The sequence below is a fragment of the Morganella morganii genome (assembly GCF_041099235.1).
Classification (GTDB): domain Bacteria; phylum Pseudomonadota; class Gammaproteobacteria; order Enterobacterales; family Enterobacteriaceae; genus Morganella; species Morganella morganii_E.
Genome location: NZ_JBFZSO010000004.1, coordinates 280673 through 307385, shown reverse-complemented (window position 1 = coordinate 307385; position 26713 = coordinate 280673). Strand labels below are relative to the sequence as shown.

The following is a 26713-nucleotide window of genomic DNA, read 5'->3' as shown; positions in this document are numbered from 1 at the left end:
GGTCGTTAGCTCAGTTGGTAGAGCAGTTGACTTTTAATCAATTGGTCACAGGTTCGAATCCTGTACGACCCACCATCGTAACATTTTCCCTCTGATTTTTTGTTCTCACCGGCATCACACCGGCGATCACCTGTTTGTTATTATTCATTCTCCGGCGCAAGTAAATCATCGGCATTCAGCCGGTCAGTGACCAGTGCAATAATTTTATCTGCCAGCGTTATATCGATATCAAATTTCTGTGTTTCAATCACGCGGAGTGCCACATCGCGGTAGAGTGTCAGCATCGCCATATGCGCCCGTGCGGCACGGACACGATCACGGTTATCCAGTGTCGCCATAAAACGCCCGTACAGGCCCGGAGGCAGCCAGGTGCTCAGATGACGGCCCGCGTACCAGACATCCTGTGTACCGTCGCTGCGCAGCAGCATATGCCACTCCAGCAGGGTGATCAGCCACTGTTTCATCGTCACATCCCGCAACCGGGCAGTCCAGAGTTCATTGCGCAGATAATAAACCGGCACCTGTGAGGCTTCCAGCCAGAAATTCTGCCAGTTTTCCAGGAATGTCTGCTGATCCGGCGGGGTGAGCACGGCCGCCGGATCGGCATACTCAGGCAACCCGGCAGTGAGACCGGTTTTATCCAGCAGAACGGCATAACCGCGCTGATAGATACTGTCCAGCCCGTGTGCGGCCATCTGTGTGATACGTTCGCGCCCGGCCAGCACAAAATCAACTTTACGGCCTTTCTCATACAGAACCTGACAAGACGGCCAGCAGAGGCTGTCGTTTTCGCGTGAAGCCTCTTTGCGGATAATCAGTGGCACACCAAACCGGCTCAGCCAGCGGCTGTCCTGAAATAAATCATCATGACTGCTGCCGATCAGTTCGGCATTAATATCCGAAAAACGGTCTGCCTGGTTCTGGCGTGCCACAGAGCCGGTGATAATGACCGCATCGATACGGGGATCTAATAGGGCAAAAGAAATTATATTGTTTATAATTTGCTCAATTGATTCCATCTTACATCTCATTCATATAATTAATAGCTGGGCTGATAGTACGTCATAATCAAAAATAGCGGGAGAGTTCAGGTTAAAAAAACGTTATCATGTTTAGCATATTAAACAAATGCTGTTACGATGGGATGATTTTACTGAAAACAGCAGGGCAGAATACAGTTAACTAAACCTGTCATCAGCGGTTGGCCGCCGGTAACAGGAAATATACTTAACACAGGTGACGGAATGGAATTTTTTGATATTCATAATATTCTCGTGGTGATCCCTTACTGGGAAGAAGGGTCTTATGCGCTGTCCTGGATTGAAGCGGTGGGAGCAACCGCCGGGTTGTTATGTATCTGGCTGGCAAGTCTGGAAAAAACAATCAATTATCTTTTTGGCCTGATTAACGTCACGCTGTTTGCGGTGATTTTCTTTCAGATCCAGCTCTATGCCAATCTGCTGTTACAGATTTTCTTTTTCGCCGCCAATATTTACGGCTGGTATGCCTGGAGCCGGCAAAATGAGAAAGCAGAAGTGGAGCTGAAAATCCGCTGGATGCCGCTGCGGCAGACTGCTGTGATTGCTGCGGTCTCACTGGCGGCGATTTTACTGCTGGCGCGTTATATCGACCCGGTCTTTACGTGGCTGGCGCAGAGCATGGTCAGCGTGCTGAATGTCGCAGGGGCTGATTTGGCAATGCCGGTCCTGCTGCCTGATGCTTTCCCGTTCTGGGATGCGGCAATGACCGTGCTGTCCGTTGTGGCGATGATCCTGATGACCCGGAAACTGGTGGAAAACTGGCTGCTGTGGGTGGTCATCAATATCATCAGTATTGTGATTTATGCCCTCCAGGGAGTATACGCGCTGTCACTGGAATATATCATCCTGCTGGGAGTGGCACTTAACGGCTCGCGGATGTGGATAAAAGCGGCGAAACCTGTCTGATAAGATCCGGATTAGTACAAATAAATGTACTAATCCGGAAATAGATTTCATGGCAAATATTATTTTAAATAAAAAGTGTCATTCAGATTTATTGTATCACGCTGATATTTGTTCCTTTACTGATTCGGAAAACAGAAATGCCTGCTTAACACAAAATTCTATATAGTTAACTAATGGGTAATAATTACTCAGTAATGAACCTGATAACCAGATTCCGTTTTTATTTAATACGGAAATATCATCCGGAGTTATCTCTTTATCATGCTCATCGCCGGATGATGTGATAGTGTAGAGGTTTTTATCTTTCTTCAGAAATGAATTTGTCAGGCCCGATGATAATATGATTCCGTCATATTCTCTCTGGTCAGTCTTACAGGCTATTTTGTCTTCATTAAGAAAGAAATCGTCTTTTTTACCTTTTTTTATCTCCAGTTTTTTTCCTTTCATCATGGCTAATATTTTTTTCGCATTGGAAAGCGGAAATGATGATACATATCGTGAAATAAATCGTTTTATTTCCTCTGTGTTTTTATAGGACTTATTATCCGGAAGAGTAACATTATTAGCAATTTCAGCAAAATCTTTGATATATTTTTCCCATGAGAGATTATGTTTTTCACAAGTGCTGATCTCCTCATGCAATAATATCTCCGGTATTTTACTGTAGTCGCTGATGGGAATATTATTTTTTTCAATGATATAATTGGCCATTAATATCAGGTCATCTCTGTTTTTTGGCTCCGGAAATGCATGCAGCTCCATTGCGGCTTCGGGGTTATTAAAAAAATAATTTCTGACTGACGGGAGTTCTCCTGATGAGGAGTACATCGTGATTTTGGTGTCCGGAGATTCATCTGCAATGAACAGCGCAGCATCTATCGCACTGAGTTTACTGCCCAGTATAGCAATACTTTTTTTATCCGGGATAAAAGCAGAAAGTTTATCCGGTTCTGTATTTGCAACAACTGTTTTCCCGGCCGGCTGAATATATTGTGCAATATCCTCCAGGCCGGGACCAGTGCTGACAAAAACAAAATGATATTGTTCTTTTTCGCCATCCTCATCAAAAATATAACAACTATTCTTATCTTCTGCTGTTAGTGATGTTGCTTTTTTATTTATTATACGGATGTGTGATCCTGCCCGGGTTGCTTTTTTTACTGACTGTTCAAAAGTATTATATACATAGTCAATAAATATTCCGCGTGGAACGAATGTATTATCATCGGTCACTTTTTTATTTAGAGTAAGATACTCGGCGAAATCATCAGGTTTGTTATTATACAGTGAGTTTGCCAGTGAGCTGGTATTGCAGATGTGTGATGAATATTTTGATAACATTGAGCTTGAATAAGCTATTTCCGCCTTTTCATAAATTGTAAAGTTAGCTTTTATATTCTTCTCGGTTAACTGAGCAAGAGCAGAGATACCGCCGACACCACCACCAATAATAGCAATGTTAATCATATTGTATCCTTATAGGGGTTATTCATATTGTAGTTGCGTAATATTATTATAAATAATTGGCTTGCTTAAATTTATCCGAAATATAACTCAGGTGAACCTTTAATTAAGCATAATTTGCAGATTTATTATTTTCAAATGTTTTTTATAGTGATTATATTTAATGCTATAGCCACATTATCTGATTTGTTTTACAGACCGCCGTTATCACCGGATACTATGGTTCCGGGAGGGCGGGGATAAATAAGATCAGGCAACAGTAGTGAGACCAATAGTGAAATCAATAGTGAAACTATTTTCAGTATAATCGTAGTATGTCTATAATGTGAGTTTGGTAATAATCAAATTCTCATTAATCAGCAATAAAAGGAAATACCTGTGGCCGGTGGCAGCTTACTCGCACTACTCGATGATATCGCAACCGTATTGGATGATGTCTCTGTGATGACCAAAATGGCTGCCAAAAAGACATCCGGTGTGCTGGGGGATGACCTGGCGCTGAATGCACAGCAGGTCGCAGGTGTCCGCGCGGAGCGGGAGATCCCGGTGGTCTGGGCAGTGGCGAAAGGTTCTTTTCTCAATAAGCTGATTCTGGTGCCGCTGGCGCTGCTGATCAACGCCTTTGCCCCCTGGGCGGTCACGCCGCTCCTGATGGTCGGCGGGGCGTTTCTCTGTTTCGAGGGCGCGGAAAAGCTGGCGCATAAGTTTCTGCATAAAGCAGAGAGCGAGCCCGGTGAAACGGCACCGGCGCAAGATATTCAGACACCGGAAGAATTGGCCGCATTCGAAAAACGCAAAGTCAAAGGCGCTATCCGCACCGATTTTGTGTTATCGGCGGAGATTATTGCTATCACCCTCGGTATTGTGGCCACCTCTCCTTTTATTAATCAGCTCGTGGTGTTGTCAGTGATTGCGGTCATTATGACTATCGGGGTATACGGCCTGGTGGCGGGGATTGTCAAACTCGATGATCTGGGATTTTATCTGCAAAAGAAATCAGCCGCGCTGCTGAAAAAACTGGGTGACGGACTGATCCATGCCACGCCGTATTTAATGAAAACCTTATCAGTCGTCGGGACTGCGGCCATGTTTATGGTCGGCGGCGGTATTCTGACCCACGGCATTCCGTTTATTCATAACCTGATTGAAAATCTGGCTCAGCAGAGTGCACAACTCCCGGCGCTCGGCAGCATATTGCACTTTATGACCCCGCCGGTTGCCAATTTATTGTTCGGGCTTGTCGCCGGTCTGGTGATTGTTGCGCTGATTACCGCTGTTAAGCGTATTAAAACGGGATTAGCGGCATAAATACCCTTCTCACGGGCAGCGGCTGATGAAGCCGCTGTTTTCCTTCTGATTCATAATAATTTGTCCTGCTGATCTGAATATTTTCGGGGTGAAAAATTAATTTCAATTCCGGCGACAGCTAATTGTTTACAGCTTGTTGACAAGCAGTTAGATTAAAATAACGACAATAATGAAACAGGACACCGGAAGAGACGGGTTATGAATTATCAGAACGATGATGTAAAAATAAAAGAAATTCGGGAATTATTACCGCCAGTGGCGTTATTAGAGTCATTTCCCGCGACTGAGACTGCCGCAGACACCGTTCGCCGCACCCGTCATGCAATCCACGACATTCTGGAAGGCCGGGATGATCGCCTGCTGGTCGTTATCGGGCCATGTTCAATTCACGACCCGAAAGCGGCGGTTGAATATGCGGATCGCCTGCTGACATTACGCAACGCACTGAAAGGTGAGCTGGAAATCGTTATGCGCGTCTATTTTGAAAAACCGCGCACCACGGTCGGCTGGAAAGGGCTGATCAACGATCCGCACCTCGACCACTCTTTTGCCATCAATGATGGTCTGCGTATTGCCCGCAAACTGCTGCTGGATATCAATGACAAAGGCTTACCGGCAGCTGGTGAGTTTCTGGATATGATCACACCGCAGTATCTGGCGGATCTGATGAGCTGGGGTGCTATCGGCGCCCGCACCACGGAATCTCAGGTACACCGTGAGCTGGCCTCCGGGTTGTCCTGCCCGGTCGGGTTTAAAAACGGCACAGACGGCACCATCAAAGTCGCCATTGATGCCATTAACGCCGCCGGGTCGCCGCACTGTTTTCTGTCCGTGACCAAGTGGGGACATTCGGCCATCGTGAACACCACCGGTAACGGTGACTGCCATATTATTCTGCGCGGCGGTAAAAAACCGAACTACAGCGCGGAAGATGTCAGTGCGGTAAAAGAAGGGCTGGCACAGGCCGGTCTGGCACCGCGTATCATGATCGATTTCAGCCACGCTAACAGCAGCAAACAGTATAAGCGTCAGATGGATGTGAGCACTGATGTGGCACAGCAGGTAGCCGGTGGTGAGAAAGCCATTATGGGCGTGATGGTGGAAAGCCACCTTGAGGAAGGAAACCAAAACCTGGAAGGTGATGCGCCGCTCGTGTACGGCAAGAGTGTGACAGATGCCTGCATCGGCTGGGAAGATACCGAAGCCTTGTTGCGTCAGCTGGCAGATGCGGTAAAAGCCCGCCGCGGCTGATAATGCCGGAAACCCTGACCACAGAAAATAAAAAACCCTGACACAGTCAGGGTTTTTTTTCACCACAGAAAGCGGATTACTTCGCTTTACCCTGGTTAGCAACAGCGGCGGCTTTGGCAGCAATCGCATCCTGGTCACCCAGGTAATAGCGGCGCAGCGGCTTCATGTTTTCATCAAACTCATACACCAGCGGCACAGCGGTCGGGATGTTCAGCTCGAGGATCTCATCTTCGCTCATGTTATCCAGGTATTTCACCAGCGCACGCAGGGAGTTACCGTGTGCAGCGATGATCACTTTCTCACCGGAAGCAACGCGTGGTTTGATAACATCAGTCCAGTAAGGCACAACGCGGTCGATGGTGATCGCCAGGCTTTCAGTGGCCGGTAATTCGCTTTCTGCCAGTTTCGCATAACGCGGATCGTGGCCCGGGAAGCGCTCATCACTTTTTTCCAGTGCCGGCGGGGTGATGGCAAAACCACGACGCCACAGTTTGACCTGCTCGTCACCGTATTTTGCAGCGGTTTCCGCTTTATCCAGACCCTGGAGTGCGCCGTAATGACGTTCGTTCAGTTTCCAGCTTTTCTCAACCGGCAGCCACTGCTGGTTTACCTGATCCAGGATATTCCACAGTGTGTGAATAGCGCGTTTCAGTACAGAGGTATAGGCGAAATCAAAAGAGAAGCCTTCTTTTTTGAGTAACTGACCAGCCTCTTGTGCTTCAGCACGGCCTTTTTCAGATAACTCAACATCAGTCCAGCCGGTAAAGCGGTTCTCTTTGTTCCACTCACTTTCACCGTGACGTACAAGCACCAGTTTAGTTACTGCCATAGCGTAAACTCCTATTGTGTTTCAGATAGGGGGTTTCAGAATTGAAACAGACCCGGCACATTGCCCATTATATTGGTCAGCGGCGCCTTTCGGCAAACTTTCCGCACAGGTATTTCTGCCGGGGTCTGTGCGGAAGCAAGCAATTCCGTCCTGTTTACCGGATAGTGTATACCAAAACTGAATCGATTCCGCTATAAATGTTTACGCAAAGTGTGATACACAGGAAAAAACGGTTTTTTACGCCACCTTAAACGGCCAGGTAAAAAACAGCAGATGGCAGAGGTTCAGCGCGAAGTGAAACCCTGTTGCCACCCACAACCGCCCGCTCCACATCCAGGCCAGCCCGTAGATAACCCCTGCCAGACCGGCAAAGACAACCAGCAGCGCTCCTCCAGCAATATGTGCCAGCCCGAACACTGCTGCGGCAATAAACAGCGCGGCATACGGCGGCAGATACCGGGAAAGCGCCTGCTGAATTGCCCCCCGGAACAGCGCTTCCTCCGCCAGGGAGACAAAAAACAGATTCGTCAGCATAAAGACCGGTAACCAGTCCGGCAGATGAGGTTCAAATCCCAGTCCGCCAAGGGCGGTGGCCAGTAACAGCAATGCAGGCACCGACAGTACCAGTAACAGCCAGTGCAGACGGGTGGCCCGGCGCAGTGGTGCGGTGACAAACAACTGCGGAATAATGATGATCAGCACAAACGGAAGCAGTGCTTTATCGGCATTAAGCCAGAATGAATAGGGCGGACTGTGCGGCCCTGCGGCTTCCGGCGGCATCCAGCGCAGGTTATGAAACCCCGGCAGCAGGTGAAATGCCAGCCCCAGTGCGGCGGCAATCACCATGAGTGTCACCAGTGCACGCGGCCATGAGCGCGGTGCGGTATAAGGCCGTGCAACCGCCAGCAGAATGACAAACCACAGGGTGAGCAGGGCGTGCCAGTCCATCACACCACTGAACAGCGCGCTGATGGTGGCGGTGAGAAGTGCTGTCAGTGACAGCGTCCGGTTAAATTGTAATAACAGCAGAGATAGTGCAAGTAAAAGCCAGGTCATGGGATCGTGTCAGAAAATCAGAAAAGGAGTGCGCAGGGTAAAAGAGAAGCGGGTGATGTGCCAGTAAAAAAAGCAAATTGATAATGATTATTAATCAGAATATTCTTAATAACGGACTGAATACATTCAGAAAATAACGGCTGTTTCCGGTGCAGTAAAAAAGTAAAACAGCCGTTTGATAAAAAGATTACAACGTATTGATTTCGTAACGATAACTACCTTTATCAGGAATAAACGCCAGCCGCCGGTTAATACAGGCCGGGGTATCTTCGCTGTGATGACTGACAAACAGCAGCTGGGTATCACCACGGCTTATCATTATATCGATAAAACGCAGCACCAGCAGACGGTTGAGTGTATCCAGCCCCTGTAACGGCTCATCGAGGATCAGCATTGCAGGGTGTTTTACCAGTGCCCTGGCAATCAGTATCAGCCGCTGCTGCCCCCACGACAGGCTGTGGAACGGGGCGTCACGATACGCTTTCAGACCGAGCAGCGCCAGCCACTCATCCGCCAGTTTTATCTGCCGGTCTGACGGTTTCTGATAGAGCCCGACAGAATCAAAATAGCCGGAAATCAGCGTGTTACGCACACTGATATTGACGCGGTAACTGAGGTGGATGCTGTTGCTGACATACCCGATATGGCGTTTGATATCCCACACCGTTTCACCGCTGCCCCGGCGGCGGCCGAACAGCGTCAGGTCATTGCTGTAGCCCTGCGGATGGTCACCGGTGATCAGACTGAGCAGTGTGGATTTACCCGCGCCGTTCTCGCCGGTGATTTGCCAGTGCTCGCCGGGCAGCACCTGCCAGGTCAGATCATTGAGAATGGGCTTATCGTTATAGCTGACACAGCCGTGATTAAGGATCACCCGCGGAATATCCGGCGCAAGGCGCTCTGCGGACGGGTCGTCCCGCTCCGGCAGCGTCAGGTGCTCTGTTTGCTCACTGCGGGCAAGCTGTGCCTGTAACAGCGCGGATAAGGTATCCGCCGGTGCCAGCACACAGTCTGTCAGCAATCCGGCGCGGGTAATAAAGTCCGGAATATCACTGAAACGGTTGAGGATCAGAACAACCGTCAGTCCGCCCTCTGCAAGCTCTGCCAGCATCTCACTGAGCATACGGCGGGAATCGGTATCCAGCCCGTCATAAGGCTCATCCAGTACCAGCAAATCCGGCTCTGTCATCAGCGCCTGACACAGCAGGGTTTTGCGGGTTTCACCGGTGGAAAGGTATTTAAAACGGCGTGACAGGCGATCGGAAATCCCGAATTGCGCCGCCAGTTGCAGGCAGCGTTCATTATCGCGGTGCTCCGCCTGAATGATATCGGCGGTGGTACGGCCGTTATCGGTGTCATCGCCGTCCATCAGGTCGGTATTATTGCGGTTCCACTCTTCATCAATCAGCGCCTGTAATTTCTCAAACGCGACCAGAACCGGGCGTCGGAAAGTATTGCTCATCTCCCCGGAAAGCAGCGGAAGTTCCTGTATCAGCGCACGGGCAAGGGTGGATTTCCCGCTGCCGTTGGCACCGATAAAGGCATGATGCTGACCGCTTTCCAGCTGTAATGACGGAACAGAAAGCTGTTTATCCGTACCTGACCGGAAGATCCCTTGTGTGATGTGCAGATGTGCCATAGTGAACAGCCTTATTATTAGTTTAATTATTCCCCAGAAATAAGCGGAACCGGCGGGGATGTCAAGGTATGGCACCGGTGTTACATCCCGTATCATGAAAAGAAGATCTGCTTCACAGAAACGTCATCATTCAGTCTGCTGTTTTTGTTATACTTTTTGGTACGAAATTACGGCATCACGGAAATTAACCGGAAGAGAGGGTCAGGGTGAGAACAGGATTAAAATATTCGGTGCTGGCATTGCTGGTCAGCGGAACGGTCAATGCCGCAACGGTGGATCTGCGGGTGATGGAAACCTCAGATATTCACAGTAACTTAATTGACTTTGATTATTTCAAAGACAAACCGACAGAGCAGTTTGGTTTGGTCCGCACCGCCGGTTTAATCAAAGCGGCAAAAGGTGAAGTCACCAACGCAGTATTAGTGGATAACGGGGATTTAATTCAGGGCAGCCCGCTGGCGGATTATATGGTCAGCAAAGGGTTAAATGACGGTGAAGCCCATCCGGCACATAAGCTGATGAATACCATGGGGTATACCGTCGGGAACTTCGGTAACCATGAATTTAACTTTGGCCTGGATTATCTGAAAAAAGCCATTGCCGGTGCGGATTTTCCGTACGTGAATGCCAATATTATTGATGAGAAAACCGGCAAGAATCTGTTTACCCCTTATATTATCGTTGATACCCCGGTCAAAGATCGCGACGGCAAAGAGCATGTGATTAAAATCGGTTATATCGGTTTTGTACCACCGCAGATCCTTATCTGGGATAAAGCCAATCTGGAAGGAAAAGTCCGCGTCAATGATATTACGGAAACCGCGAAAAAATTTGTGCCGCAAATGAAAGCAGAAGGTGCAGATTTAATTGTCGCTATTCCGCACTCCGGTTTTTCTCAGGAGCCTTATAAAGCCATGGCTGAGAACTCGGTTTATTATCTCAGTGAAGTACCGGGTATTAATGCCATTATGTTCGGTCACTCGCACGGCGTATTTCCGGGCAAAGATTTTGCAGATATTAAAGGCGTTAATATTGAGCAGGGAACCGTTAACGGTATTCCGGCAGTGATGCCCGGCCAGTGGGGGGATCACCTCGGCGTGGTGGATCTGGTGCTGAATAATGATGGCGGCGCGTGGAAAGTGGCGGATGCCAAAGCACAGGCACGTCCGATTTATGACAAAGTCAACAAAAAGCCGCTGGTGGCACGGGATGACAAGCTGGCCGCCGTCATTGATGAGCAGCACAATGCGACCCGGACCTTTGTCGGCAAGCTGATTGGCAAATCACCGGATAATATGTACAGCTACCTCGCGCTGTTGCAGAGCGACCCGACGGTTCAGATTGTGAATAATGCGCAGACGGATTATACCCGCCGCTTTATCCAGGGCGATCCGGATCTGGCGGATTTACCGGTGTTGTCAGCCGCCGCGCCGTTTAAAGTAGGCGGACGGAAAAATGCCCCGGCGGATTTCGTTGAGGTGGAAAAAGGGGATATGACGTTCCGCAACGCGGCGGATCTCTATCTTTACCCGAATACACTGGTGGTGGTGAAAGCGACCGGGGCGGAAGTGACCGAATGGCTGGAATGTTCCGCCGGGATGTTCAATCAGATTAACCCGCAGTCAGAGGCACCGCAGAGCCTGGTTAACTGGGATGGTTTCAGAACCTATAATTTCGATACCATTTCCGGGATCAATTATCAGATAGACCTGACCCAACCGGCAAAATATGATGTGGACTGCCAGGCGGTTAATCCGCAGGCTAACCGCATCAAAAATGTGACTTATCAGGGTAAACCGATTGATCCGAAAGCTGTTTTCCTGGTGGCCACCAATAACTACCGCGCTTACGGCGGAAAATTTGCCGGGACCGGTGACAAACATATCGCGTTTGCCTCGCCGGATGAAAACCGCAGTGTACTGGCCGGTTATATCGCGGCAGAAACCAAAGCGAAAGGTGCGGTATCAGCACAGGCTGAGCAAAACTGGACGTTTGTGCCGGTGAAAACGGATAAGAAATTAGATATCCGTTTTGAAACCTCGCCGGGCGACAAAGCCACGCAGTTTATTAAAGAAAATGCGCATTATCCGATGACCCGGGGCGGGACGGATGATGTGGGGTTTGCGGTTTATCAGGTTGATTTAACAGCGAAGTAAGCAGTTACTCACGAAAAGCCGCCGTCAGCGGCGGCTTTTATCATCATTTTTATCAGCACAATGTGGCAATAATCACCTGGTCGGCATTAAACAGCGCGGTGATTTCATCACCTTCTTTCAGCTGCTGGCTGTCGGCATCCTGATTATCCAGGGTGGAGCATAACTGTGCGCCGCCGGTCAGTGTCACCATCACCTCACTGTTTTCCGCACCTCTGGCTACGGAGCAGATGCGTCCGCTCAGGCGGTTGTCATAATCCGCGCTGTTTTCTGCGGATTTGCTGATTTTCACCCACGGCGCTTTAATCAGAGTAAGTACTTCTTTACCGACCGACAGACCCAGCCGGTTGGCACTCTGTTCCGTCAGTGCAACGGCAAGTTTGGTCTTTTTATCCGCCAGCAGGACATTCACATGCTGCTGCACATGAGAATAGTTGCGCGACATAATTGTGCCGAAGAACTGGTTGCGGGCACTGGTCTGCAATGAGAAGCGGGAGATGGCCGCCAGCAGGCTGTCGAGGGGCAGCGAATCATCCTTGAGAACATCAAAGGCTTTCTGCTGGATTTGTGCCAGCAGATCATAAAGCTGAAGTAAGCGCTCACCATAGCGTGTCAGTGTCGCGCCGCCGCCGCCTTTGCCGCCGGTAGCCCGGTCAACAATGGTTTCCTCGGCAAGCTGGTTCATCTCATTGATGGCATCCCAGGCGCTTTTGTAACTGATCCCGGCCAGTTTTGCCCCCTGACTGATGGAGCCGGTCGCTCTGACCTGCTTGAGTAAGGAAATCCGCCGCGGATCGGCAAATAAATGACCTTCTGATTTCAGTGTTAATAAAATATCCAACGGAAAATACCCCGTATATTAATCAGACAGAATCACCGGTGCAGTTTCTCCGCCCGGTGCGGCGTTGCTTTCCGGTTAGTGTAGCAAATTACGGTTTTTTTTCATCTGCCAATATAGCGGTTACATTTCACTTAATAATTTGTGGGCCGGATAAAAACAGGTATGGTATAGCTATTAATTATCAGCCAGAGATTATTTCATGCAGAATGTATTATTCCGTCTTCATCAGGCAGTCAAGGATTCCCCGGAACCGGAAGGGGAAGGTACTGAAACAGAAGCATTTGCCCGCATGCTGGCAGAGCAGGCATTCTGGGCTGAATCTCAGGATCAGGAAAGTGGCGGACAAATTGGTCTGGCATTTACGCAGGGCGAAGATGATGAAGAGCCGTTACTGCTTGTTTATATGCGTGACGACGGTGGTCATGAGGCTCCTGCAAAAATCGCTGAAGAAATTGCTTCCGGTGAACGGGAGTATACCTGGCTGCCGGGCGCTTTTTTACTGGGACTGAGCAGAAAAATCGATTTTACACTGTGCATCATTGGTGAGGATGGTCAGACCCTGCCACTGAACAGTCAGTTTATGAAAATGATGTTTCTCTATATTCAGGAGCTTTACCGCGAAGATGGTGAGGGTGAAACACCGGTACAATCCCCCGCAGCTCCTGTCTCACCCCACAGTGGTAATATTGTCGAAACACCGGGCAGTGCCGGAAAAGTGATGGGTTTTCTGATTCTGGCGGCGGTTATTGTGGCGGTTGTTTATTTTACGCAAACCTGACAGCAGACTGACCGCACGAATCGCTATGCTTCCCGGGGTGTGATTTATATAGAATAGCGGCCATTATGACGCTATTATAGTCATGCTGAATATTCTTTCGCCTGATATAAAGAGATTAAGTGCTATGTTTGAGTTAGTTAAAAGTTTAGGTTTCGCACTGTTAATGGTTCCTGTTGTTATGACAGGCCTGGCGGCTCTGATCTGGGGATTAGGTGAAATTTTCAACCTGATTTCAAAAGGCGATCGCCACGAAAAACAGCACTGATTATCCTGTATTCAGGATCACCTGCCTGTGCAGGTGATCCGTCTTTACCTTTGTTTCCCCGCTCATTATCTGCGTAATTTCCCTCATTTTATATTGTTTTCCGCTTAACTGCCGATAGTGGGATAAACCTCCTTTCATTTTTCGCTGTATCTTGTTATATACAACGGGTTAATCCTAATCTATCCTGGTGGAAAAAATGAAAAAACAGTTCAGTAAATTATTGGCCGGTGTTGTTATCTCTGCTGCTGTCATGGGTCAGGCGTGGGCCGCTGAAAAAGTGACCGTATTTGCTGCGGCATCACTGACAAATGCGGTTGATGAAATCTCGGCAAAATATAAGCAGGAGAAAAAAGGTGAAGTGATCGCGTCTTATGCGTCTTCTTCCACCCTGGCCCGTCAGATTGAAAATGGTGCTCCGGCAGATATCTTTATCTCTGCTGACCAGAAATGGATGGATTATGCTCAGGAGAAAAACCTGATCATCAATGACACCCGTAAAACCCTGCTGGGTAATGAGCTGGTGCTGATTGCCGCGAAAGACAGCAAAATTGATAAAGTTGATATTAATAAGCAGACCGACTGGGTTAAATTACTGGATGGCGGCCGTCTGGCTGTCGGCGATCCTGATCATGTGCCGGTCGGTATCTATGCACAGGAAGCCCTGGAAAACCTGGGTGCCTGGAAAGTCGTTGATCCGATGCTGGCCCGCACCAATAATGTGCGCAGCGGCATGGCGCTGGTGGAACGCGGTGAAGCACCGCTGGGTATCGTGTACGGCTCTGATGCGGTTGCCAGTGATAAAGTGAAAGTGGTCGGTATTTTCCCGGCAGATACCCATAAACCGGTTGAATATCCGATTGCTATCCTGAAAGATCGCAATAATGCCGATGTTAAAGGTTTCTATGATTACCTGCAGACACCGGAAGCAAAAGAGATCTTCAAACGTTACGGTTTCAGCCCTCTGTAATAAGTAAGGATTAACAGACAGCGATGTTGAATGAGTATGAATGGCAGGCGGTCATCCTCAGCCTGAAAGTATCAACGGTCGCCGTGGCAGCCAGTCTGCCGTTCGGCATACTGATGGCATGGGTACTGGTGCGCTGCCGTTTTCCGGGCAAGTCGCTGCTGGACAGTCTTATCCACTTGCCACTGGTGTTACCGCCGGTGGTAGTGGGTTATCTTCTTCTGATCAGTATGGGCCGCAAAGGTTTTATCGGTGAGTGGCTCTATAACTGGTTCGGCTTCAGTTTTACCTTCAGCTGGCGCGGTGCCGCGCTGGCTGCGGCTGTGGTGGCTTTTCCGCTGATGGTGCGGGCTATCCGCCTGGCGCTGGAAGCGGTGGATATGCGCCTGGAGCAGGCGGCCCGGACACTCGGGGCTTCCCCGCTGCGGGTCTTTTTCACCATCACACTGCCGTTGTCACTGCCGGGTATTATTGTCGGTACCGTGCTGGCATTTGCCCGTTCGCTGGGCGAATTCGGCGCGACAATCACCTTTGTTTCCAATATCCCGGGGGAAACCCGGACTATCCCGCTGGCCATGTACTCTCTGCTTGAAACGCCGGGAGCCGAAATGGATGCAGCGCGGCTCTGTATTATCGCCATTGTTCTGGCGCTGGCTTCGCTGCTGGCCTCGGAATGGCTGACCCGCTGGGGACGCAAACGCCTGGGGGTTGCCGTATGTTAGTGCTTGATTTTGAACAACAGCTCGGTGATTTATCCATGGTGATCAACACCGAACTGGCCAGTGACCGTATTACCGCTGTCTTCGGGCTCTCCGGGGCAGGGAAAACCTCCTTTATCAATGTGATCGGCGGGCTGACAAAACCGCAGAAAGGGCGGATTGAGCTTAATGGTCACACACTCGTCAATATTGAAAAGCGTATCTGCCTGCCGCCGGAAAAACGTAAAATCGGCTATGTCTTCCAGGATGCGCGCCTGTTTCCCCATTACCGGATAAGAGGCAATCTGCGCTACGGCATGGCGCCGGAAATGGAGGATCAGTTTGACAGTATTGTGGAGCTGCTGGGTATCGGCCATCTGCTGAACCGCCTGCCGATGACCCTCTCCGGCGGGGAAAAACAGCGGGTGGCGATTGGCCGCGCACTGCTGACCGCCCCGGATATCCTGCTGATGGATGAACCGCTGGCATCGCTGGATCTGCCGCGCAAACGCGAACTGCTGCCGTATCTGGAAAAGATGGCGCAGGATATCAGTATTCCGATCCTGTATGTCAGCCACAGCCTGGATGAGATCCTGCGGCTGGCGGAAGATGTGGTGATCCTGGAAAAAGGCCGCATTCTGGCCCAGGGGCCGCTGGAGGAGGTGTGGGCCGGAGCGGCATTGCGCCCGTGGCTGACACAGGAAAGTTTATCGAGTGTACTGAGTGTCACCGTGCTTGAGCACCACGACCGCTACGCCATGACAGCCACCGCTATCGGCGACCAGGTGCTGTGGGTACCGCGTATTGCCGGTGAACGGGACACGCCGGTACGTGTGCGTGTCAGTGCGGATGATGTGTCAATTGCACTGGAAAAACCGAAAAGCAGCAGTATCCGCAATATATTACGGGCAAAAATCACGGAAATGTATGATGACGACAACGGGCAGACTGATGTGCGCCTGGCGGTCGGCAATCATTTTCTCTGGGCGCGTATTACCGGCTGGGCGCGGGATGATTTGCAGCTGAAACCCGGACAATGGGTGTATGCGCAGGTAAAAAGTGTGTCGCTGAGCCGCGAATTATAACTTATCTGAATATACGTATTTTTCATTAATAAAAGGGGCATTCATATTATTCCGATTGCCCTTATGAATAACCGGCGATATATATTAACGCCGGTGCATCACTGACCCTGCCGAATTATCACCGAATATTCTCCGCACACGGAAACAAGTGTAAGACGTGCGTTATTGCATAAAAAACCACTGAGTCAGAGGGATAAAATGAAAAAAGCACTTCTCTTTTTATTACTGGGTATTTTCTCCGGCAGCCAGGCGCTGGCGGCAAATCAGGTGATGTGTTACACCTATCTGAAAAAAGTCAAAGATGTTGAAATAGAAAACTTAAAAGTCTGGTGTATCGGCACCACGGATGGTTCGCAGGGCGGAATACGTATCCCGGAACTGCTCAGTATGGGGTATAAGGTGGTGGCAACGGAAAGCTTTCCGTATCAGTATTCTGAGGGTGGCTATACCTATGACGGATCGAAATTACTGCTGATCGTCGAAAATGCAAAATTCCCGAATCAGAACCCGGCAGAAAAACCAAAAAATAACTGGAGTTTTGATAAGTATAAGTAACAGGTTTTATTCTCTGATCAGCGGGAAACAAATAAAAACGCCTTTATTAAAAGGCGTTTTTTTATGGTCTATTACACTGTATTTATCAGCTGAGAATATGACGGCGTATCGCCTGCGCAATACCCGGCTGTGTATTATCCGGGATAATCAGGTCAGCGTGTGCTTTGACTTCGTCTGCCGCATTACCCATTGCCACACCCAGGCCGGCGGCTGAAAGCATACTGATGTCATTATGGTTATCACCAAATGCCATTACATCTTTCATTGTCATTCCCTGAGATTCCACCCATTCCTGTAAACGGCGGCCTTTGCTGTTACCTTTGCGGGCAATATCTACCTGGTTTATCCACGACCACTCGCAGGACAGTCCCATATCCGCTTCAACGGCATCGGTGAATTCACGCAGTTTATTCAGATCATCTGAGCAGGTGGCGAATTTCCAGATAGTGTCAGCGCGATCAACCTCATCAAGAAAATTATTCACTTTGCGCATCACCGGGCGCTGGTGCTCCGGCAGAGAAGCTGACCAGTTCAGTGTCCGCTCAATAGTGCTGCTGTCAGTGTGATACAGCATGGCATCCGAGATATACATCAGATGCTCGATATCCGTCTGTGCCAGGCGTTCGAGCAGCTGACGGGATTCACTGACACTCATCGGATCGGCGGAAAGTACTTTTTTCCCCGGATAATCGTACAGATAGGTACCGTTACAGCAGATAGCCGGTGTATCCAGCTGCAATGTCTGATAAAACGGATGAATAGCAACGTGATGACGGCCGGTGACAATCAGCACCTGCACCCCGGCACGGCGGGCTTCGCGGATGGCATCCAGCGACTCCTGTAATATATGTTTATCCGGATCGAGAAGTGTACCATCGAGATCAAATGCGAGGACGCGGTAAGACATAACAGGGAGCCCCTTGTATGAGTGTCAGAACCGGAATAACGGCGGGCATCAGGGAATATTATTGTATCCTGACGGCATCCTGAATGATTCCGGGCGGAGATAACTGATAATATAGCATGTTAATTGTTTCGCGATAAACGCTAAGTGCGGTATTATTATACAGAAATGCTTACATTACCTGTTAAAAATCAAACGGGTAAGTGATGATATTAAGGAGCGCGAATGAAGCAGGTGGTTTATGTTGCCAGTACGGAAAGTCATCAGATTCATGTCTGGCAGATGAATGAACACGGTGAGATGTCACTGTTACAGACAGTATCAACGCCTGATCAGGTGCAGCCGCTGATCACCGCGCCGGATGGCCGTCATCTTTATGCTGCGGTAAAACCGGGCAATGCGGTGGCGACTTATAAAATCGCAGAAGACGGCAAACTCACACAAACCGGCCTGACGCCGCTCCCGGGCACTGCCGCCTATATCACGCTTGATAAAGCGGGGCGCACACTGTACGCCGCGTCTTATCATCAGGGAAATCTGGCGGTACTGCCGATCCGCGATAATGGTATTCCCGCCCGTGCAGTGCAGGTGATTGAGGGATTAAAAAATCCGCATTCCGCCAATGTTGCGCAGGATGGGCACACACTGTTTGTGCCGTGCCTCGGGGAAGATCATATCCGCGCTTACACGATTGAGGAAGACGGACGCTTAACTGAACGTCACGCCGATATGCTGACGGTTGCTGCCGGTGCCGGGCCGCGCCATATGGCGTTTCATCCGGCAAAGCATGTGGCGTATTGCCTGAATGAATTAAATGCGACCATTAATGTTTACCGTGAATGGGTGAAAGTCCGTGAAATTCAGTCTGTCGATATGATGGCGGATGATTATTCAGGACGCCGCTGGGCAGCCGATATTCATATCACGCCGGACGGGCATCATCTCTATGCCTGTGAGCGGGCATCAAGTGTGATTAATCACTACCGCGTGTCGGATGACGGCGGTCATCTGCAACTGGCGGGGCGTTATCCGACTGAAACTCAGCCGCGCGGTTTTGCGGTGGATAACAGCGGGCGTTTCCTGATCTCAACCGGACAGCTTTCTCACCATGTGGCGGTTTCCCGGATTGATGCGATTACCGGCGAATTGCACCTGATAAACCGCTATCCGGCAGGAAAAGGGCCGATGTGGGTGACGGTGCTGACGCTGAAATAATAGTGCTCAGGTAGTTTTCTGTTACTCCGGAGCCCGGCGGGTAACGGGCAAAAACGAAAAGTCGCTGTAAACACATCCGTGTGCGCTCAGGCGCGTCATCCATGACGCGCATGCTTTTCGTTTCCTTCGCCCGTTACCCGCTGTTAACCTGAACGGCGGAGTGATCAAATATGCCGGGATTTATGCCGTCACCTTATCTATCGCCTGCGTCAGTTTTTCCAGTTGTGCCGCTGTAATAATGTATGGCGGCATAATATAAATCAGCCGTCCGAACGGCCGTATCCACACACCGGCGTCAACAAAGCGGCGCTGTAATTCCGCCATATTGACCGGCTCTTCCGTTTCAATCACACCAATGGTGCCGAGTACCCGTGCATCGCGGACTCCGCTGCGGGATTTCAGTGGCAGCAGGGCACTTTTCAACTGTGTTTCGATCGCCTTCACACGTGCCGCCCAGTCTCCGGACAACAACAGATCAATACTCGCCACTGCCGTGGCACAGGCCAGCGGATTGCCCATAAAGGTCGGGCCGTGCATAAAGCAGCCTGCGTCCCCCTGACTGATGGTATCTGCAATATGGCGGGTGGTGAGGGTGGCGGAGAGCGTCATATAACCACCGGTAATCGCTTTGCCGAGACACATAATATCCGGTGATATACCGGCGTGTTCACAGGCAAACATCTTTCCGGTGCGTCCGAATCCGGTTGCGATCTCGTCACAAATCAGCAGGACATTGTAGTGATCGCACAGCGATCTTACTCCTTTCAGGTATTCAGGATGATAGAAACGCATTCCGCCCGCACCCTGGACAACCGGCTCAAGGATCACCGCCGCGACTTCATGATGATGCTGTGCCAGCAGGTTTTCCACAGAATGAAGATCCTCCGGCCGCCATTCCTCATCAAATCCGCACCGCGGCGCATCGGCAAACAGGTGATCCGGCAGATAGCCCTGCCAGAGTGAGTGCATGGAGTTTTGCGGATCACACACTGACATTGCGCCGAATGTATCGCCGTGGTAGCCGTGACGCGGTGTGATAATCCGGTGGCGTTTTTCGCCGCGTGCCTGCCAGTATTGCAGCGCCATTTTCAGGGCTACTTCCACCGCCACAGAGCCGGAGTCGGCAGGAAACACGCATTCCAGCGGCTCAGGCGTGATAGCCACCAGACGGCGGCACAGTGCAACGGCAGACGGATGGGTGATCCCGCCGAACATCACATGTGACATCTGTGACAACTGTTCAGTCACCGCCGCATTCAGTACCGGGTGATTATAGCCGTGGATAGCCGCCCACCAGGAGGACATACCGTCAACCAGTTCGCGGCCGTCTGCGAGTGTCAGTACCGCACCGTGTGCCGATACTACCGGGTAGACCGGAAGCGGCTGAGTCATTGATGTATAAGGATGCCAGATGTGGCGGCGGTCAAAATCCGCATCATCAGCCGAAAAGGCGTGACCTGAAATATTCCCTGAAAAAGTCATTATGTAAACCATGTTAATGCAAATAAAGTTGACATGATAATGCTGATATTTAAACTGGCAACACTTTTTTATCGGGAGTTACAGTTATGAGTCAAGGTCGTCAGTGGACATTAAAAGAAGCCAATGCATTGTTTGAAAAACCTTTTTTTGAACTGTTGTATGAAGCTCAGACCATACATCGCCAGCATTTTGACCCGCAGCAGGTGCAGATCAGTACACTGCTTTCCATCAAAACCGGGGCGTGTCCGGAAGATTGTAAATACTGTGCGCAGAGTGCGCGATACAAGACCGGGCTGGAAAAAGAGCGGCTGATGGAAGTACAGCAGGTGGTGGAAACGGCGCGTAAGGCGCGGGCAGCCGGTTCGACCCGGTTTTGCATGGGCGCGGCGTGGAAGAATCCCCATGAGCGCGATATGCCGTATCTGGAAACCATGGTGAAAGAAGTACGGGCGCTGGGTATGGAAACCTGCATGACTCTCGGCATGCTGAACAGCTCACAGGCGGAGCGACTTGCCAAAGCGGGTCTGGATTACTATAACCACAACCTCGATACCTCGCCGGAATTTTACGGCTCGATTGTCACCACCCGGACCTATCAGGACAGACTCGATACCCTCGACAATGTACGGGATGCGGGGATCAAAGTGTGTTCCGGCGGGATCTTGGGGCTGGGTGAAGCGGTGCGTGACCGTGCGGCCATGCTGGTGCAGCTGGCGAATCTGCCGAAAGCACCGGAAAGTGTGCCGATCAACATGCTGGCAAAAATCAAAGGCACACCGTTTGAAGATAATGAGGAAGTCGATCCGTTTGATTTTGTCCGCACCATCGCGGTTGCCCGCATTATGATGCCAACGTCTCACGTGCGCCTCTCCGCCGGTCGCGAAATGATGAATGAACAGACCCAGGCGCTTTGCTTTATGGCGGGTGCGAACTCCATTTTCTACGGCTGCAAACTGCTCACCACCACCAACCCGGAAGAAAATACCGATATCGCCCTGTTTAAAAAGCTGGGGATCAAACGCGAAGCCATTCATGTTACCCGGGGTGACAATGAGGAGACGGATTCTTTACTGGATGCCATCAGCCACAGCGATGACGAAAAATTCTATAACGCAGCCCTGTGAGCCGTACCATGTGGCAGACTTTTCTTTCTGAGCGCCTGCAGCAGGCGCAGGAACAGGATGCGGTACGCCGCCGTGAGGCCAATGACGGCGCGGACGGGCGTACCCTCCTGATTAACGGCAAACGCGCCGTGAATTTCTCCGGCAATGATTATCTCGGCCTCAGCCGCCACCCGGCGGTGATCCGCGCCTGGTGTGACGGCACCCGGCAATACGGCGTGGGCAGCGGCGGATCCGGTCATGTTACCGGTTACACCACGGCACACCGGGATCTGGAACAGATGCTGGCGGAGTGGCTCGGGTTTGAGCGGGCGATTCTGTTTGTGTCCGGTTTCAGTGCTAATCAGGCGGTGATCACGGCACTGATGCAGCGCGGTGATCACTTAATCTGCGACAAACTCGCTCACGCGTCCATTATGGAAGCGGCAATGCATTCACCTGCTGAATTCAGTCGTTTTCACCATAACGATACTGCCCATCTCAGCACCCGGCTGAGCCGGACTGAAAATAGTACCGGTAAAACCCTGGTGGTCACGGAAGGGATCTTCAGTATGGACGGGGATGCCGCGCCCCTGGCGGCGATTCTGCCGCTCACCCGGCAGCATAACGCCCGGCTGATGGCGGATGATGCGCACGGTATCGGTGTCTGCGGCCGTGAAGGGCGGGGCAGTTGTGATGCGGCGGGAATACGCCCGGATATTCAGATTGTCACCTTCGGCAAAGCGGTCGGAGTCAGCGGCGCGGCGGTGCTGTGTGATGCACAGACGGCAGATTATCTGACGCAATACGCCCGTCATCTTATCTACAGCACCACCTTCCCGGCGGCGCAGGCGTGCGCCATTCAGGCGGCGGTGCAGGAAATTCGTCACGGTGACGGGTTACGGGACACACTGGCGGAAAACATCCGCTTCTTCCGTGAGCGGGTGGCGCATCTGCCGCTGCCATTACTGCCGTCCGCCTCGGCGATCCAGCCGCTGATCGTGGGGGATAACCACGCTGCTCTGGCTCTGTCGCATTATTTACAGGAACGCGGCCTGTGGGTGAAAGCGATCCGCCCGCCGACCGTGCCGCCGAATACCGCCCGTCTGCGTATCACACTGACCAGCGCTCATCACCGCGACGATATCACACAGCTTACGGAGGCGCTGGATGCATTCTGCCGTCACTACCGCCCCGGTGAATAAAGCCGCGGTTGCCGCTGCTTTCGGGCGTGCCGCAGGGCAATATGACTCAGTTGCACATCTTCAGCAGAAAACCGGCCATCATCTGCGTCAGCTGACCACTCAGGCACTCTCCGGACAAATCGTGTCTGAACTGCACGGGCTGGATGCAGGATGCGGTACCGGGTTTTTCAGTGAACAGTGGAAAGCGGATTGCCGTAATGTGACCGCGTTTGATCTCTCACCTGACATGCTGGCGCACGCCCGGCAGCAGCAGCGGGCGACCCGTTATGTATTGGGGGATATCGAACAGCTGCCTTTTGCAGATAGTCAGTTTGATTTCTGTTTCAGCAACCTGGCGGTGCAGTGGTGTGATTCACTGACGGCTGCTCTGGCCGGACTGGTGCGGGTGACCCGGCCCGGTGGTGTGGTGGCGTTTTCCACTCTGCTCAGCGGGTCGCTGGATGAACTGAATCAGGCGTTTGCCCGGGTGGACAGCAACCGTCACGCCAACGGTTTTCTCAGCCGTGAGGCGGTTTCCGCCGCCTGTCAGCCTTACCGGCATACCTTGTCAGAAGTCTGTTACCGGCTCTCCTTTGATTCTCTGCCCGCGCTGCTGCACTCCCTCAAGGGGATTGGTGCCACCCATGTCCATCAGGGACGTGCTGCCGGGTTGATGACACGCAATAAACTCATACAGCTGGCGAATCATTATCCCGCTGAAGACGGCCTATTTCCGCTCAGCTATCTTATTCAGTACGGAGTCATACATGTTGAAAAATAACTGGTTTTTAACCGGCACCGATACGGATGCCGGTAAAACCGTGGTCAGTTGCGCCCTGTTGCAGACCGCCCGCAACGCCGGTTTCCGCTGCGCCGGTTATAAGCCGGTGGCCTCGGGCAGTGAGATGACGGAGGAGGGGCTGCGCAACAGTGATGCGCTGGCATTGTGGAGGCATACGGTACCGGCGGTCAGTTACGCGCAGATTAACCCGTATACCTTTGCCGAGCCGACATCGCCGCACATTGTCAGCGAGCTGACACAAACCCCGCTGGAATTTGCGGTGATGACTGACGGGCTGCATGCCTTAAATCAGCAGGCGGACTGGGTGCTGACAGAAGGGGCGGGCGGATGGTTTACGCCGCTGTCGGCCACACAAAGCTATGCGGACTGGGCGGAACAAATGCGAATGCCGGTGATCCTGGTGGTCGGGGTGAAGCTCGGCTGTATTAATCACGCGTTACTGACCGTGCTGGCGATACAGCAGGCCGGACTGACCCTGGCAGGCTGGGTGGCTAATGAGGTCACACCGCCGGGCCTGCGTCAGCCGGAGTATCTGGCAACACTGAACAACCTGATCCCGGCGCCGTGTCTGGGTGTGTTACCGCATCTGCCGGATCCGCTGAATCAGGACTTATCCGGCTATCTTTCACTGCCGGTTTCCGCGCACTGATCCTGCATCCGGACGGATCGTGCCGGGATCACGGCAAATCTTCCGGCCGGGTGTTTTTTATCAGGAAAAAATCCTGAATTATTTTTTCTCTTTGTGCTGAAAGTGACAATTTTATGACTGCACAATGTCACGCAACCATGCACCGGCAAACGACTTTATTAAGTTATCCACTATTCCTGTGGATAACCCTGTGTATTAACTTTAGAAAACTCACGCCATCCTTGCAGGAACGGGGCTTTCACTGACATTGTTGTAAAATCGGGCTTTTATGATTTATTTATAAATAACAAGTAGATAAATAAAATCAAGGGTCCTCCGGCGTGAAAAATAGCAATTGGTCAGAGGGGCATCAGATTTCAGCATAATTTAAAATTGCAAGTGCTTTTTTTTGGGGATAACTGTGGATAGCCAATAAAATTTTCCCCGGTTTTGCAAGCAAAAAATCACAAAATAACGGATTTTTTCTGCCGGGGGTTGAAGCTGGTTTTTTATCCAGTATCATAGTGACCCTATTCGCGCAGGGGGGCTCATGAGCAAACTATTTAAACTGCATTCTGACTTTAAACCGGCCGGTGACCAGCCGCAGGCTATTGCAAAACTGGTTGAGGGCCTGGAAGACGGGCTGGCGCATCAGACGCTGCTGGGGGTAACGGGCTCGGGGAAAACCTTCACCATTGCCAACGTTATCGCCACACTGAACCGCCCGACCATGATCATGGCACCCAATAAAACCCTTGCCGCGCAGCTTTACAGTGAGATTAAAGATTTCTTCCCGGAAAACGCGGTGGAATATTTTGTCTCTTACTACGACTATTATCAGCCGGAAGCCTATGTGCCGAGCTCTGACACCTTTATCGAAAAAGATGCCTCGGTAAACGAACATATTGAGCAGATGCGGCTTTCTGCCACCAAAGCCCTGCTGGAGCGGCGGGATGTGGTGGTGGTGGCCTCCGTTTCCGCTATCTACGGGTTGGGTGATCCGGACAGCTACCTGAAAATGATGCTGCACCTCACCGAGGGGATGATCATCGATCAGCGCTCGATCCTGCACCGGCTTTCCGATCTCCAGTACACCCGTAACGACCAGGCCTTTCAGCGCGGCACATTCCGTGTGCGCGGCGAAGTGGTGGATATTTTCCCTGCGGAATCAGATGATTACGCACTGCGCGTGGAACTGTTTGATGATGAGGTCGAGCGCCTGTCGCTGTTTGATCCGCTGACCGGCCATATCCATTATCAGGTACCGCGTTTTACTGTTTACCCGAAAACCCACTATGTGACACCGCGTGAGCGCATTATTGAGGCGATGGAAGGGATCAAAACCGAGCTGGCGGAGCGGCGTAAATTTCTGATCGACAACAACAAACTGGTGGAAGAGCAGCGCCTCGCCCAGCGTACTCAGTTTGATCTGGAAATGATGAATGAACTGGGTTACTGCTCGGGTATCGAAAACTATTCACGCTATCTCTCCGGACGCAAATCCGGCGAGTCCCCGCCGACCCTGTTTGATTATCTGCCGGCGGACGGCCTGCTGGTAATTGATGAATCCCACGTCACCATTCCGCAAATCGGCGGGATGTACAAAGGCGACCGTTCGCGCAAAGAAACGCTGGTGGAATATGGTTTCCGTCTGCCGTCCGCGCTGGATAACCGTCCGCTGCGCTTTGAGGAGTTTGAATCTCTCGCGCCGCAGAGCATTTATGTGTCCGCCACGCCGGGAAAATATGAAATGGAAAAATCCGGCTCTGATGTGGTTGAACAGGTTGTGCGTCCGACCGGGCTGCTCGATCCGGAAGTGGAAGTGCGTCCGGTGACCACCCAGGTGGATGATCTGCTGTCTGAAATCCGCATCCGTGCACAGAAAAATGAGCGCGTGCTGGTCACCACACTGACCAAACGGATGGCGGAAGACCTCACTGAATATCTGGAAGAGCACGGCGGGCGGGTGCGTTATCTGCACTCGGATATTGATACCGTGGAGCGGGTGGAAATTATCCGCGACCTGCGTCTCGGGGAGTTTGATGTGCTGGTGGGGATCAACCTGTTGCGTGAGGGGCTGGATATGCCGGAAGTGTCGCTGGTGGCGATTCTGGATGCGGATAAAGAAGGCTTCCTGCGTTCCGAACGTTCCCTGATCCAGACCATCGGTCGTGCTGCCCGTAACCTGCACGGTAAAGCGATTCTCTACGGCGATAAAATTACGGATTCGATGGCGAGGGCTATTGAGGAAACTGAACGCCGCAGAGAGAAGCAGATGGCGTTTAACGAAGCAAACGGTATTGTGCCGAAAGGGCTGAATAAAAAGATTGGTGATATTCTTAAGATCGGTCAGCCGTCAGCCGGGGCGAAAAATAAAGGCAAAGGAAAAGCAGCCGCGAAAAGCAGCGATTATCAGCGTATGTCGCCGAAAGAGCTGGAAGTTAAAATTCAGGAACTGGAAGCACAGATGTACCGCCACGCTCAGGATCTGGAATTTGAACAGGCGGCAGCGGTACGGGATGAATTACAGGGGCTGCGTGAGCAGTTTATTGCCAACTCCTGACGG

Annotated in this window: 25 protein-coding genes; 16 read left to right on the top strand and 9 right to left on the bottom strand. The window is 51.2% G+C overall.

The genetic code is table 11. The features are described 5' to 3' along the window. Positions 1 to 140: 140 nt before the first annotated feature. Positions 141 to 1019 (bottom strand): aminoglycoside 6-adenylyltransferase, encoded by an 879-nt coding sequence (locus tag AB7038_RS09840; protein WP_369453229.1) that lies wholly within the window; start codon positions 1017 to 1019, stop codon positions 141 to 143. A gap of 225 nt (positions 1020 to 1244) precedes the next feature. Between AB7038_RS09840 and pnuC the strand changes: the two genes are divergently transcribed. Further along, positions 1245 to 1946 carry a nicotinamide riboside transporter PnuC gene (gene pnuC, locus AB7038_RS09835; protein WP_369453228.1) on the top strand — a complete coding sequence of 234 codons (702 nt, stop codon included), beginning with the start codon at positions 1245 to 1247 and terminating at the stop codon, positions 1944 to 1946. Positions 1947 to 2042: 96 nt separating this feature from the next. On the opposite strand, the gene AB7038_RS09830 is transcribed toward pnuC, so the two are convergent. Further along, positions 2043 to 3413: an FAD/NAD(P)-binding protein gene (locus AB7038_RS09830; RefSeq protein ID WP_369453227.1), complete on the bottom strand. Its 1371-nt coding sequence runs from the start codon at positions 3411 to 3413 to the stop codon at positions 2043 to 2045. Positions 3414 to 3788: 375 nt separating this feature from the next. Here AB7038_RS09830 and AB7038_RS09825 point away from each other — a divergent pair, with 375 nt between their 5' ends. Then, entirely contained in the window at positions 3789 to 4718 is a 930-nt protein-coding gene (locus AB7038_RS09825) for a DUF808 domain-containing protein (RefSeq protein WP_368888785.1), read from the top strand. Between the two features lie 198 nt (positions 4719 to 4916). Further along, a complete protein-coding gene (gene aroG, locus AB7038_RS09820; protein WP_072871184.1) occupies positions 4917 to 5969 on the top strand; it encodes a 3-deoxy-7-phosphoheptulonate synthase AroG in 1053 nt (350 codons plus the stop codon). A gap of 76 nt (positions 5970 to 6045) precedes the next feature. Here the strand turns inward: aroG and gpmA are convergent, their stop codons facing one another. The 3 genes from gpmA to modF all read right to left on the bottom strand — a co-directional run bounded on the left by gpmA (position 6046) and on the right by modF (position 9493). Continuing rightward, a complete protein-coding gene (gpmA, locus tag AB7038_RS09815) occupies positions 6046 to 6798 on the bottom strand; it encodes a 2,3-diphosphoglycerate-dependent phosphoglycerate mutase (RefSeq protein WP_004235668.1) in 753 nt (250 codons plus the stop codon). Positions 6799 to 7035: 237 nt separating this feature from the next. Beyond that, on the bottom strand, positions 7036 to 7854 hold the full coding sequence (locus tag AB7038_RS09810; protein WP_369453226.1) for a CPBP family intramembrane glutamic endopeptidase: 819 nt from the start codon (positions 7852 to 7854) through the stop codon (positions 7036 to 7038). A 187-nt stretch (positions 7855 to 8041) separates the two neighbouring features. Further along, positions 8042 to 9493 carry a molybdate ABC transporter ATP-binding protein ModF gene (gene modF, locus AB7038_RS09805; protein WP_369453225.1) on the bottom strand — a complete coding sequence of 484 codons (1452 nt, stop codon included), beginning with the start codon at positions 9491 to 9493 and terminating at the stop codon, positions 8042 to 8044. Positions 9494 to 9699: 206 nt separating this feature from the next. Between modF and AB7038_RS09800 the strand changes: the two genes are divergently transcribed. Then, the gene (locus AB7038_RS09800) at positions 9700 to 11649 is read left to right on the top strand and encodes a bifunctional 2',3'-cyclic-nucleotide 2'-phosphodiesterase/3'-nucleotidase (RefSeq protein WP_369453224.1); all 1950 of its coding nucleotides are present in this window, start codon (positions 9700 to 9702) and stop codon (positions 11647 to 11649) included. Between the two features lie 52 nt (positions 11650 to 11701). Here AB7038_RS09800 and modE read toward each other — a convergent pair whose 3' ends face one another. Then, positions 11702 to 12487, bottom strand: a complete 786-nt coding sequence (gene modE / locus AB7038_RS09795; RefSeq protein ID WP_369453223.1) for a molybdenum-dependent transcriptional regulator — start codon at positions 12485 to 12487, stop codon at positions 11702 to 11704. Positions 12488 to 12686: 199 nt separating this feature from the next. Here modE and AB7038_RS09790 point away from each other — a divergent pair, with 199 nt between their 5' ends. The 6 genes from AB7038_RS09790 to AB7038_RS09765 all read left to right on the top strand — a co-directional run bounded on the left by AB7038_RS09790 (position 12687) and on the right by AB7038_RS09765 (position 16832). Beyond that, positions 12687 to 13265, top strand: coding sequence for a hypothetical protein (locus AB7038_RS09790; protein WP_368888780.1), 579 nt, complete (start codon positions 12687 to 12689; stop codon positions 13263 to 13265). A 124-nt stretch (positions 13266 to 13389) separates the two neighbouring features. Next, complete coding sequence (locus AB7038_RS09785) at positions 13390 to 13530, top strand: AcrZ family multidrug efflux pump-associated protein (RefSeq protein WP_072871172.1); 141 nt, start codon at positions 13390 to 13392, stop codon at positions 13528 to 13530. 196 nt (positions 13531 to 13726) lie between these two features. Further along, positions 13727 to 14497, top strand: coding sequence for a molybdate ABC transporter substrate-binding protein (gene modA, locus AB7038_RS09780; RefSeq protein ID WP_369453222.1), 771 nt, complete (start codon positions 13727 to 13729; stop codon positions 14495 to 14497). Positions 14498 to 14520: 23 nt separating this feature from the next. Continuing rightward, positions 14521 to 15216 (top strand): molybdate ABC transporter permease subunit, encoded by a 696-nt coding sequence (gene modB / locus AB7038_RS09775; RefSeq protein WP_368888779.1) that lies wholly within the window; start codon positions 14521 to 14523, stop codon positions 15214 to 15216. Next, positions 15210 to 16277, top strand: coding sequence for a molybdenum ABC transporter ATP-binding protein ModC (modC, locus tag AB7038_RS09770; RefSeq protein ID WP_369453221.1), 1068 nt, complete (start codon positions 15210 to 15212; stop codon positions 16275 to 16277). The genes modB and modC overlap by 7 nt, the downstream gene beginning before the upstream one ends. Positions 16278 to 16475: 198 nt before the next feature. Next, entirely contained in the window at positions 16476 to 16832 is a 357-nt protein-coding gene (locus tag AB7038_RS09765) for a hypothetical protein (RefSeq protein ID WP_368888778.1), read from the top strand. Between the two features lie 85 nt (positions 16833 to 16917). Here AB7038_RS09765 and AB7038_RS09760 read toward each other — a convergent pair whose 3' ends face one another. Continuing rightward, the gene (locus tag AB7038_RS09760) at positions 16918 to 17739 is read right to left on the bottom strand and encodes a pyridoxal phosphatase (RefSeq protein ID WP_004235680.1); all 822 of its coding nucleotides are present in this window, start codon (positions 17737 to 17739) and stop codon (positions 16918 to 16920) included. A gap of 222 nt (positions 17740 to 17961) precedes the next feature. Here AB7038_RS09760 and pgl point away from each other — a divergent pair, with 222 nt between their 5' ends. Then, the gene (gene pgl, locus AB7038_RS09755; protein WP_369453220.1) at positions 17962 to 18951 is read left to right on the top strand and encodes a 6-phosphogluconolactonase; all 990 of its coding nucleotides are present in this window, start codon (positions 17962 to 17964) and stop codon (positions 18949 to 18951) included. A gap of 180 nt (positions 18952 to 19131) precedes the next feature. Here the strand turns inward: pgl and bioA are convergent, their stop codons facing one another. Continuing rightward, complete coding sequence (gene bioA, locus AB7038_RS09750) at positions 19132 to 20433, bottom strand: adenosylmethionine--8-amino-7-oxononanoate transaminase (protein ID WP_369453219.1); 1302 nt, start codon at positions 20431 to 20433, stop codon at positions 19132 to 19134. Between the two features lie 86 nt (positions 20434 to 20519). On the opposite strand from bioA, the gene bioB reads away from it, so the two are divergent. The 4 genes from bioB to bioD are packed head-to-tail and all read left to right on the top strand — an operon-like array spanning position 20520 to position 24168. After that, positions 20520 to 21557: a biotin synthase BioB gene (gene bioB, locus AB7038_RS09745; RefSeq protein WP_004241642.1), complete on the top strand. Its 1038-nt coding sequence runs from the start codon at positions 20520 to 20522 to the stop codon at positions 21555 to 21557. A gap of 8 nt (positions 21558 to 21565) precedes the next feature. Continuing rightward, complete coding sequence (gene bioF, locus AB7038_RS09740; RefSeq protein WP_368888836.1) at positions 21566 to 22738, top strand: 8-amino-7-oxononanoate synthase; 1173 nt, start codon at positions 21566 to 21568, stop codon at positions 22736 to 22738. Beyond that, positions 22704 to 23498 carry a malonyl-ACP O-methyltransferase BioC gene (bioC, locus tag AB7038_RS09735; protein ID WP_368888775.1) on the top strand — a complete coding sequence of 265 codons (795 nt, stop codon included), beginning with the start codon at positions 22704 to 22706 and terminating at the stop codon, positions 23496 to 23498. The genes bioF and bioC overlap by 35 nt, the downstream gene beginning before the upstream one ends. Beyond that, positions 23485 to 24168, top strand: coding sequence for a dethiobiotin synthase (gene bioD, locus AB7038_RS09730; protein ID WP_369453218.1), 684 nt, complete (start codon positions 23485 to 23487; stop codon positions 24166 to 24168). The genes bioC and bioD overlap by 14 nt, the downstream gene beginning before the upstream one ends. A gap of 349 nt (positions 24169 to 24517) precedes the next feature. Here the strand turns inward: bioD and AB7038_RS09725 are convergent, their stop codons facing one another. Continuing rightward, positions 24518 to 24670, bottom strand: a complete 153-nt coding sequence (locus AB7038_RS09725) for a hypothetical protein (RefSeq protein ID WP_175547161.1) — start codon at positions 24668 to 24670, stop codon at positions 24518 to 24520. Between the two features lie 27 nt (positions 24671 to 24697). Here AB7038_RS09725 and uvrB point away from each other — a divergent pair, with 27 nt between their 5' ends. Next, positions 24698 to 26710 (top strand): excinuclease ABC subunit UvrB, encoded by a 2013-nt coding sequence (gene uvrB / locus AB7038_RS09720; protein WP_368888773.1) that lies wholly within the window; start codon positions 24698 to 24700, stop codon positions 26708 to 26710. The last annotated feature ends 3 nt before the right edge of the window (positions 26711 to 26713 follow it).

What these genes read in the sequence shown, in the direction of transcription:
- uvrB (WP_368888773.1), top strand. Translation starts at nt 24,698, where the DNA reads ATGAGCAAACTATTTAAACTGCATTCTGACTTTAAACCGGCCGGTGAC.
- modF (WP_369453225.1), bottom strand. Translation starts at nt 9,493, where the DNA reads ATGGCACATCTGCACATCACACAAGGGATCTTCCGGTCAGGTACGGAT.
- bioA (WP_369453219.1), bottom strand. Translation starts at nt 20,433, where the DNA reads ATGACTTTTTCAGGGAATATTTCAGGTCACGCCTTTTCGGCTGATGAT.
- modB (WP_368888779.1), top strand. Translation starts at nt 14,521, where the DNA reads ATGTTGAATGAGTATGAATGGCAGGCGGTCATCCTCAGCCTGAAAGTA.
- AB7038_RS09765 (WP_368888778.1), top strand. Translation starts at nt 16,476, where the DNA reads ATGAAAAAAGCACTTCTCTTTTTATTACTGGGTATTTTCTCCGGCAGC.
- pnuC (WP_369453228.1), top strand. Translation starts at nt 1,245, where the DNA reads ATGGAATTTTTTGATATTCATAATATTCTCGTGGTGATCCCTTACTGG.
- bioF (WP_368888836.1), top strand. Translation starts at nt 21,566, where the DNA reads ATGTGGCAGACTTTTCTTTCTGAGCGCCTGCAGCAGGCGCAGGAACAG.
- modA (WP_369453222.1), top strand. Translation starts at nt 13,727, where the DNA reads ATGAAAAAACAGTTCAGTAAATTATTGGCCGGTGTTGTTATCTCTGCT.
- AB7038_RS09810 (WP_369453226.1), bottom strand. Translation starts at nt 7,854, where the DNA reads ATGACCTGGCTTTTACTTGCACTATCTCTGCTGTTATTACAATTTAAC.
- bioB (WP_004241642.1), top strand. Translation starts at nt 20,520, where the DNA reads ATGAGTCAAGGTCGTCAGTGGACATTAAAAGAAGCCAATGCATTGTTT.
- aroG (WP_072871184.1), top strand. Translation starts at nt 4,917, where the DNA reads ATGAATTATCAGAACGATGATGTAAAAATAAAAGAAATTCGGGAATTA.
- pgl (WP_369453220.1), top strand. Translation starts at nt 17,962, where the DNA reads ATGAAGCAGGTGGTTTATGTTGCCAGTACGGAAAGTCATCAGATTCAT.
- bioC (WP_368888775.1), top strand. Translation starts at nt 22,704, where the DNA reads ATGCATTCTGCCGTCACTACCGCCCCGGTGAATAAAGCCGCGGTTGCC.
- AB7038_RS09830 (WP_369453227.1), bottom strand. Translation starts at nt 3,413, where the DNA reads ATGATTAACATTGCTATTATTGGTGGTGGTGTCGGCGGTATCTCTGCT.
- AB7038_RS09840 (WP_369453229.1), bottom strand. Translation starts at nt 1,019, where the DNA reads ATGGAATCAATTGAGCAAATTATAAACAATATAATTTCTTTTGCCCTA.
- bioD (WP_369453218.1), top strand. Translation starts at nt 23,485, where the DNA reads ATGTTGAAAAATAACTGGTTTTTAACCGGCACCGATACGGATGCCGGT.
- AB7038_RS09760 (WP_004235680.1), bottom strand. Translation starts at nt 17,739, where the DNA reads ATGTCTTACCGCGTCCTCGCATTTGATCTCGATGGTACACTTCTCGAT.
- AB7038_RS09725 (WP_175547161.1), bottom strand. Translation starts at nt 24,670, where the DNA reads ATGATACTGGATAAAAAACCAGCTTCAACCCCCGGCAGAAAAAATCCG.
- AB7038_RS09785 (WP_072871172.1), top strand. Translation starts at nt 13,390, where the DNA reads ATGTTTGAGTTAGTTAAAAGTTTAGGTTTCGCACTGTTAATGGTTCCT.
- modC (WP_369453221.1), top strand. Translation starts at nt 15,210, where the DNA reads ATGTTAGTGCTTGATTTTGAACAACAGCTCGGTGATTTATCCATGGTG.
- gpmA (WP_004235668.1), bottom strand. Translation starts at nt 6,798, where the DNA reads ATGGCAGTAACTAAACTGGTGCTTGTACGTCACGGTGAAAGTGAGTGG.
- AB7038_RS09790 (WP_368888780.1), top strand. Translation starts at nt 12,687, where the DNA reads ATGCAGAATGTATTATTCCGTCTTCATCAGGCAGTCAAGGATTCCCCG.